The sequence below is a fragment of the Streptomyces sp. UNOB3_S3 genome, from assembly GCF_020740895.1.
Classification (GTDB): Bacteria; Actinomycetota; Actinomycetes; order Streptomycetales; family Streptomycetaceae; genus Streptomyces.
Window position 1 is genome coordinate 1 of record NZ_JAILXP010000322.1, and the last position, 8,377, is coordinate 8,377.

Consider the following 8,377-nt stretch of genomic DNA (forward strand, 5'->3'; position numbering starts at 1 on the left):
GGCGTAGAGGGCGGGGCGTTCGGGGAGGACGACCGGTACGCGTTCGCCGGTGGCCTGGGCCCGTACCGCCGCCTCGCAGACCACGGCGGCCGCGTAGCCGTCCCAGACGCTCGGGCCCGCCGCCTCTCCGCGCCGGACGGCGTCCACCCAGGCCTGGACCTCGCGGTCGTAGGCGTCCCCGAAACGGGTGAGGAAGTCCTGGGCGATCTCCCCGCCCCACCGTCCGGCGGCGTGGACGGTCAGCCCGTGGGCGTCGCCGATCCGCGCGGTGCCGCGCTCGCCGACGGCCTCGCAGCGCACCTGGTAGCCGAAGCCGCAGTTGACGAAGATCTCGACGTCGACCACCGCGCCGCCCTCGGTCTCGAACAGCACGAGCTGGGGGTCGCTCAGCCCCTCCGGGGCGCCGGAGGAGGGGGTGGGCCGCAGGACGGTGACGGCGGTGATCTCCTCGCCCAGCAGCCAGCGGGTGGCGTCGATCTCGTGGACGACCGAGTCGTTGATCGTCATCTGGCTCGTATAGCCGGGCGGTGTCGAGGCGTTGCGGTGGGTGCAGTGGAGCATCAGCGCGTGCCCGAGGTCTCCCGCGTCCAGGAGCCCCTTCAGTCGCTGGTATTCGCTGTCGTAGCGGCGCATGAAGCCGACCTGGACGCGCCGGCGTCCCAGCCGGGTCTCCGCCTCCAGCACCCGGCGCGCGGAGGCGGAGTCCGGGGTGAGGGGCTTCTCGCACAGGACGGGCAGGCCGCGCGCGAACGCCTCCAGCAGGGCCTCCTCGTGGGCGGGCCCGGGGGAGGCGATGAGCACGGCGTCCACGCCGGGCGCGGCCATGGCGGCGGAGGGGTCGGTGTGGGCGGCGCAGCCGTCGACGCGGGCGGCCGCCGCCTCGGCGCGGCGCGGGTCGATGTCGACGACGGCGGCCACCCGCGCCCCGCTGATGGCCCCGTCGAGGCGCCGGACGTGGTCGGCGCCCATCCTGCCGGTGCCGATGACGGCCACGCCGAGCGTTCCGTGTTGCGTCATTGCGTGTTCCTCGGTGCTGGTGCGTATTGCCTTGGTGCGGGTGGGCGCGGTCACGCGCCGCAGGAGCGCAGGAAGGCGCGGGTGCGCCGGGCGATGGGCAGCGGCCGGTCGGGCGGGCAGGGGTACATGTCCTGCTCGACGATGGCGAAGAGGTCGACGCCGAGCCCCTGGGCGGCCGTCAGCACGGGCTCCAGCGCCGGTACGCCGCGCGGCGGTTCGCACATCACGCCCTGCCGCACGGCCGGGCCGAAGGGCGTGCCCCGCTCGACGACGTCGGCCAGGATCGCGGGGTCCACCTGCTTGAGGTGGAGGTAGCCGATGCGTTCCCCGTAGGTCTTGACGAGCTTGACGCTGTCGCCGCCGCAGTAGGCGTAGTGCCCGGTGTCCAGGCAGAGGCTCACCAGCGTCGGGTCGGTGGCATCGAGGAAGCGCTCGACGTGCTCCTCGGTGGCGATGTGGGTGTCGGCGTGGGGGTGGACGACCAGGGAGAGCCCGTAGGCGTCGCGCACCTCGGCCGCGAGCCGTTCCGTGCCGGTGGTCAGCGACCGCCACTGGTCGGCCGTCAGCTCCGGGCTCTCCAGGGCCTCCGCGGTCTTGTCGTCGCGCCAGAAGGCGGGGATGGCGACGAGGTGGCTCGCGCCCGTGTCGCGCGCCAGCGCGGCCACGCGGGAGACCTGCTCCCAGGTCTCCTCCCAGACCGCCGGTCCGCGGTGGAGGGCGGTGAAGACCGTGCCCGCCGACACCTTGAGGCCCCGGCTCCCGGTCTCCTCGCGCAACCGGGCGGGGTCGGTGGGGAGATAGCCGTACGGGCCGAGCTCGATCCACTCGTAGCCCGCCTCGGACACCTCGTCGAGGAAGCGCCGCCAGGGGAGCTGGGCCGGGTCGTCGGCGAACCACACGCCCCAGGAGTCCGGCGCGGAGCCGACCCGGATCCGGTCCAGCGCGGGGGGCGGTGACGGGCTGCGGTCGTGGGCGCGGACGCTGTCCATGCGGCGGCTCTCCTCTCGCCGGTCGGCGCTGACCGGGCAAGGGCTGGGGTTGCCCGTAGCCTCCCGGCTGGGCCGGGGAGTGTCAAGGCTACGTCCGGACATAAGGACGTAACGTCAATACCCGCCCCGCAAGGCATCCGTATGCGAGGTCGTACGCGAGGCCGTACGCGAGGCCGCATGCGACGTCCGTATGTAAGGACAAATGCTTGACATGGGTGTCCGCGCCCGGCTAGACCTGGGCCCCGGATCGTGCCGACGCGCGGAGGGAAAGACCATGACCGGTCCCTACGACCTCATCACCATGGGCCGGCTCGGGGTGGACCTCTATCCGCTGCGGACCGGGGTCACGCTCGCGGAGGCCGACACCTTCGGGAAGTTCCTCGGCGGCTCGGCGGCCAACGTCGCCGTCGCCGCCGCCCGGCTCGGCCGCCGCACCGCCCTCGTCAGCCGCACCGGCGACGACCCCTTCGGCCGCTACCTCCACGACGAGCTGCGCCGCTTCGGCGTCGACGACCGCTGGGTGACGCCCGTGGCCGCCTACCCCACGCCCCTGACCTTCTGCGAGATCCATCCGCCGGACGACTTCCCGCTGTACTTCTACCGCCGTCCCAAGGCCCCGGACCTGGAGATCCACACCGCCGAACTGGACCTGGCCGCCATCCGCGCCGCCCGGATCTTCTGGATCACCGGTACGGGCCTGAGCGAGGAGCCCAGCCGCGGCACGACGCTCGCCGCGCTGCGGGAGCGGGCGAAGAGCGGGACCACCGTCTTCGACCTCGACTGGCGGCCCGTGTTCTGGCCGGAGGGCGCGGCCGGCGCCCGGCCCTGGTACGAGCGGGCCCTCGCCCACGCCACCGTGGCGGTGGGCAACGCCGAGGAGTGCGAGGTCGCCACGGGGGAGCGGGAGCCGTACGCGGCGGCGCGGGCGCTCCTCGCGGCCGGGGCCGAGCTCGCCGTGGTCAAGCGCGGCCCGGAGGGCGTCCTCGCCGTCCACCGCGACGGCACCGTCGCCGAGGCGGCCCCGGTGGAGGTCGAGGTCGTCAACGGCCTCGGCGCGGGCGACGCCTTCGGCGGCGCGCTGTGCCACGGGCTGCTCGCCGGCTGGGACCTCGGGCGCGTGACGCGCTACGCCAACGCCGCCGGGGCCATCGTCGCCTCGCGGCTCGCCTGCTCGTCGGCGATGCCGACACAGGACGAGGTGACGGAGCTGCTGGCCCGTCCGGCCGGAACCGGGGCCGTCTCGTGACCGTCCGCATCGCCGACCTGCCGCGCGTGCGCAGCCGGCACCCCGAGGCCGTCGCCGAGGCCGCCGCCCGGCGGGGGCGGCGCCCCCTCGTCGGCGACAGCGGCCGGCTGATGATCATCGCGGCCGACCACACCGCGCGCGGCGCGCTCGACGTCGGCGGCCGGCCCCTGGTCATGGCCAACCGCGCCGACCTGCTGGAACGCCTGTGCCTGGCCCTCTCCCGGCCCGGCGTCGACGGTGTCCTCGCCACCTCCGACATCCTCGACGACCTGCTGCTCCTCGGCGCGCTGGAGAACAAGGTCGTCATGGGCTCCATGAACCGAGGGGGCCTCGTCGGCGCCGCGTTCGAGATGGACGACCGCTTCACGGGGCCGCGCGCGGACGACCTCGTCCGGCGCGGCTTCGACGCGGGCAAGCTGCTGCTGCGCATCGACCACGACGATCCCGGCTCGCTCGCCACCATGGTCTCCGCCGCCCGCGCCATCGACGACATGGCGGAACGCCGGCTCCCGGTCTTCGTCGAGCCCTTCCTCTCCCGCCGCGTCGGCGGCCGGGTCCGCAACGACCTGAGCGCCGAGGCCGTCACGAAGTCCATCGCCATCGCGTCGGGCCTGGGCGCGACGTCCGCGTACACCTGGCTGAAGGTGCCGGTCACGGACGACGCGGACGCCATGGCCCGGGTGATGGGGACGTCGACGCTCCCGGCGGTGCTGCTGGGCGGCGACGTGGGCGACGACCAGGACGCGATGTACGAGAGATGGCGGACGGCGCTGCGGCTGCCGACGGTGCAGGGGCTGGTGGTGGGGCGGGCGTTGCTGTACCCGGCGGACGGGGACGTGGCGAGTGCGGTGGACACGGCGGTGGGGTTGCTGTGACGTACACCCTCGACATCACCCCCGGAACCGCCGGCTGGGACCACTCCTCCCTGCGCGTCCTCACCCTGCCCCCCTCCGGCACCCACACCTTCGAAACCGCCGACAGCGAATGGATCGTGCTGCCGCTCGGCGGCGGCTGCACGGTCCGGACGGAAGGCCGTGCCTTCGAACTCCACGGCCGTGAAAGCGTCTTCACCGCCGTCACCGACTTCGCCTACGTCCCGCGTGACGCGCGCGTCACGCTGACCTCCCCGGAGGGCGGCCGTTTCGCTCTCGCCGGGGCGCGCTGCGAGCGCCGGCTGCCCGCCCGTTACGGCCCCGCCGAGGCCGTCCCCGTCGAGCTGCGCGGCACGGGCGTCTGCTCCCGGCAGGTCAACAACTTCGCCGCGGCCGACACGTTCGAGTGCGACAGGCTCATCGCCGTCGAGGTCCTCACCCCGGGCGGTAACTGGTCGTCCTATCCGCCCCACAAGCACGACGAGTACCACCCGGGCCGGGAGTCCCGGCTGGAGGAGATCTACTACTTCGAGATCGCCGAGAGCCCCGGCGGCACCCCCGGCCTCGGCTACCAGCGCGTGTCGCCGTCCCGCGACGGCGGGACGGACGTCCTCACGGAGGTCCGCACCGGCGACGCCGTACTGATCCCCGACGGCTGGCACGGCCCGTCCATCGCCGCGCCCGGCCACGACATGTACTACCTCAACGTGATGGCCGGCCCCGGCCCCGGGCGGGAGTGGCTCATCCGCGACCACCCCGACCACACCTGGATCCGCGGCACATGGCCGGACCAGCCCCCGGACCCGAGGCTTCCGCTGTACCGACCCGGAGGGGACCGATGACCCGACCGACCCGACGCCTCACCGTCGCCCAGGCCCTCGTGACGTTCCTCGCCCACCAGTACACCGAGCGCGACGGCCGGCGGCAGCGGCTCGTCGCCGCCTGCTGGGGCATCTTCGGCCACGGCAACGTCGCCGGGATCGGGCAGGCCCTGCTGGAGACCGGTGCCGGACTCCCCTACCTCCAGGGCCGCAACGAGCAGGCCATGGTCCACGCGGCCGTCGGCCACGCCCGGCACCGCGACCGGCTCTCCGCCCACGCCGTCACCACCTCCATCGGCCCCGGCGCCACCAACCTCGTCACCGGCGCGGCCCTCGCCACGGTCAACCGCCTCCCCGTGCTGCTCCTGCCCGGTGACACCTTCGCCACCCGCCCCGCCGACCCCGTCCTCCAGCAGCTCGAACACCCCGGCGCGGGCGACGTCTCCGTCAACGACTGCCTGCGCCCCGTCTCCCGGTACTTCGACCGGATCGTCCGTCCCGAGGCGCTGATCCCCGCCGCGCTCACCGCCATGCGCGTCCTGGCCGACCCGGTGGAGACCGGGGCCGTCACCCTCGCCCTGCCCCAGGACGTCCAGGCCGAGGCGTACGACTGGCCCGAGGAGTTCTTCGCCGACCGCGTCTGGCACGTCCGCCGCCCCGCCCCCGACCCGGCCGAACTGGCGGCGGCCGCGCGGGCCGTACGGGCGGCCCGCCGCCCGCTGCTGATCGCGGGTGGCGGCGTCCACCACAGCGAGGCCGAGGACGCCCTGCGCGCCTTCGCCGACGCCACCGGCGTCCCCGTCGCCTCCACCCAGGCGGGCAAGGGCTCGCTGCGCCACGACCACCCGGCGGACGTCGGCGGCATCGGCCACACCGGGACGGCCGTCGCCGACGCGCTCGCCCGCGGCGCCGACCTCGTCATCGGCGTCGGCACCCGGTACAGCGACTTCACCACCGCCTCCGCGACCCTCTTCGCCGCCCCGGACGTCCGCTTCGTCAACCTCAACATCGCCCCGTACGACGCCCACAAGCTCGCCGGGCTGCCGCTCGTCGCCGACGCCCGCTCCGGCCTGGAAGCGCTCACGGAGGCCGTCGCGGGATACCGCGTCCCGGACGCGTACGCCAGCGCGTACACCGCCGGGAAGGCCGAATGGGAGACGGCCGTCGCCCGCGCGTACGCCCCGGACGACGGCCGGGGCGACGGCGCCCGGCCCACCCAGGCCCAGGTGCTCGGCGCGCTGGACTCCGTCGTCGGCGACGAGGACGTGATCGTCAACGCGGCGGGCTCCCTTCCCGGCGATCTCCACAAGCTGTGGCGGACCCGTTCCCGCCGCCAGTACCACCTCGAATACGGCTACTCCTGCATGGGCTACGAGATCCCCGGCGCCATCGGCGTCGCGCTCGCCGAACCCGGCCGGCCGGTGTGGGCGCTGGTCGGCGACGGGACGTACCTGATGATGCCCACCGAGCTCGTCACCGCCGTGCAGGAGGGCATCCCCATCAAGGTGATCCTGGTGCAGAACCACGGCTACGCCTCCATCGGCGGCCTCTCGGAGGCCGTCGGAGGCGAGCGCTACGGCACCGCCTACCGCTTCCGCGCGCCCGACGGCACGTACACCGGCGACCCGCTGCCGGTCGACCTGGCCGCCAACGCCGCCTCGCTCGGCATGAGCGTGCTCCGCGCCCGTACCGCCCGCGAACTGCGCGCCGCGCTGGCCGAGGCGCGCGCCGCCGACCGGCCCACATGTGTCTACGTGGAGACCGAAACGGCCGACACTGTGTCCGGGGCGCCCCCCGCCCAGGCGTGGTGGGATGTGCCCGTCGCCGAGACCGCGACCCGCCCGGCGGCCGTGTCGGCCCGGGAGGAGTACGACCGCAACGCAGCCGCCCGTCGCCGTTACCTTTGACGTAGGAGAGGTCGCAGCAGATGAAGACCGTCAACCACTGGATCGACGGCAAGTCCGTCGAGGGCACCTCCGGCACGTACGGGTCCGTCACCGACCCGGCCACGGGCGCCGTGACCACACGCGTCGCGTTCGCCACCGCCGAGGAGGTCGACGCGGCCGTGGCCGCCGCCAAGGCCGCCTACGCCACCTGGGGCGGCTCCTCCCTGGCGCAGCGCACGGCGGTGCTCTTCCGCTACCGCGCCCTGCTCGACGCCCACCGCGACGAACTCGCCCGGCTGATCACCGCCGAGCACGGCAAGGTCCACGCCGACGCCCTCGGCGAGGTCGCGCGCGGCCTGGAGATCGTGGAGCTGGCCTGCGGCATCACCCAGCAGCTCAAGGGCGAGCTGTCCACGCAGGTCTCCAGCCGGGTGGACGTCTCCGCCATCCGCCAGCCGCTGGGCGTCGTCGCGGGCATCACACCGTTCAACTTCCCGGCCATGGTGCCGATGTGGATGTTCCCGCTCGCCATCGCCTGCGGCAACACGTTCGTCCTCAAGCCCAGCGAGAAGGACCCCTCGCCCGCGATCCGCCTCGCGGAGCTCGCCGCCGAGGCCGGGCTGCCGGACGGCGTCCTCAACGTCGTCAACGGCGACCGGATCGCCGTCGACCGGCTCCTGGAGCACCCGGACGTCGCCGCCGTCTCCTTCGTCGGCTCCACGCCCATCGCCCGGTACATCCACACCACCGCCTCCGCCAACGGCAAGCGCGTCCAGGCCCTCGGCGGCGCCAAGAACCACATGCTGGTGCTGCCCGACGCCGACCTCGACGCCGCCGCGGACGCCGCCGTGTCCGCCGCCTACGGCTCGGCGGGCGAGCGCTGCATGGCGATCTCGGCGGTCGTCGCGGTCGGCGGCACCGGGGACGAGCTGGTGGCGAAGATCCGCGAGCGCGCCGAGAAGATCAAGATCGGCCCGGGCGACGACCCCACCTCGGAGATGGGCCCGCTGATCACCAGGGCCCACCGCGACAAGGTCGCCTCCTATGTGGCGGGCGCCGCGGCCCAGGGCGCGGAGGTCGTCCTCGACGGCACCGCCTTCACCGGCCCGGGCTCCGCCGAGTACGCGGACGGCCACTGGATCGGCCTGTCCCTGCTCGACAAGGTGCCGACCGGCGCGGACGCCTACCGCGACGAGATCTTCGGCCCGGTGCTGTGCGTGCTGCGCGCCGGGACGTACGAGGAGGGGCTGGCCCTCATCAACGCCTCGCCGTGGGGCAACGGCACCGCGATCTTCACCCGTGACGGGGGCATGGCCCGCCGCTTCCAACTGGAGGTCGAGGCGGGCATGGTCGGCGTCAACGTGCCCATCCCGGTGCCGGTGGGCTACCACTCCTTCGGCGGCTGGAAGCACTCGCTCTTCGGCGACCACCACATCTACGGGAACGACGGCGTCCGCTTCTATACCCGGGGCAAGGTCGTCACCACCCGCTGGCCCGACCCCCAGGACGGCGGCGTCGACCTGGGCTTCCCCCACCACCGCTAGGG

At 74.1% G+C, this 8,377-nt stretch carries 7 protein-coding genes; 5 read left to right on the plus strand and 2 right to left on the minus strand.

Annotated elements, in window-relative coordinates:
- The coding region (locus K6I33_RS27325) for a Gfo/Idh/MocA family protein (protein ID WP_229357198.1) at positions 1-1,017 on the minus strand (1,017 nt) is incomplete at its 3' end.
- Positions 1,018-1,067: 50 nt separating this feature from the next.
- Positions 1,068-2,006 (minus strand): sugar phosphate isomerase/epimerase, encoded by a 939-nt coding sequence (locus K6I33_RS27330; RefSeq protein WP_229357199.1) that lies wholly within the window; start codon positions 2,004-2,006, stop codon positions 1,068-1,070.
- Between the two features lie 274 nt (positions 2,007-2,280).
- Here K6I33_RS27330 and iolC point away from each other — a divergent pair, with 274 nt between their 5' ends.
- Genes iolC through K6I33_RS27355 form a run of 5 tightly spaced genes read left to right on the plus strand, consistent with a single transcriptional unit; the run spans position 2,281 to position 8,375 of the window.
- On the plus strand, positions 2,281-3,252 hold the full coding sequence (gene iolC, locus K6I33_RS27335) for a 5-dehydro-2-deoxygluconokinase (protein WP_229357200.1): 972 nt from the start codon (positions 2,281-2,283) through the stop codon (positions 3,250-3,252).
- Positions 3,249-4,127, plus strand: coding sequence for a deoxyribose-phosphate aldolase (locus tag K6I33_RS27340; RefSeq protein WP_229357201.1), 879 nt, complete (start codon positions 3,249-3,251; stop codon positions 4,125-4,127). Before iolC ends, K6I33_RS27340 begins: the two co-directional genes overlap by 4 nt.
- Positions 4,124-4,966: a 5-deoxy-glucuronate isomerase gene (gene iolB / locus K6I33_RS27345; protein WP_229357202.1), complete on the plus strand. Its 843-nt coding sequence runs from the start codon at positions 4,124-4,126 to the stop codon at positions 4,964-4,966. The genes K6I33_RS27340 and iolB overlap by 4 nt, the downstream gene beginning before the upstream one ends.
- A complete protein-coding gene (iolD, locus tag K6I33_RS27350; RefSeq protein ID WP_229357203.1) occupies positions 4,963-6,852 on the plus strand; it encodes a 3D-(3,5/4)-trihydroxycyclohexane-1,2-dione acylhydrolase (decyclizing) in 1,890 nt (629 codons plus the stop codon). Before iolB ends, iolD begins: the two co-directional genes overlap by 4 nt.
- Before the next feature lie 20 nt (positions 6,853-6,872).
- Positions 6,873-8,375, plus strand: a complete 1,503-nt coding sequence (locus K6I33_RS27355; protein WP_229357204.1) for a CoA-acylating methylmalonate-semialdehyde dehydrogenase — start codon at positions 6,873-6,875, stop codon at positions 8,373-8,375.
- Positions 8,376-8,377 lie beyond the last annotated feature (2 nt).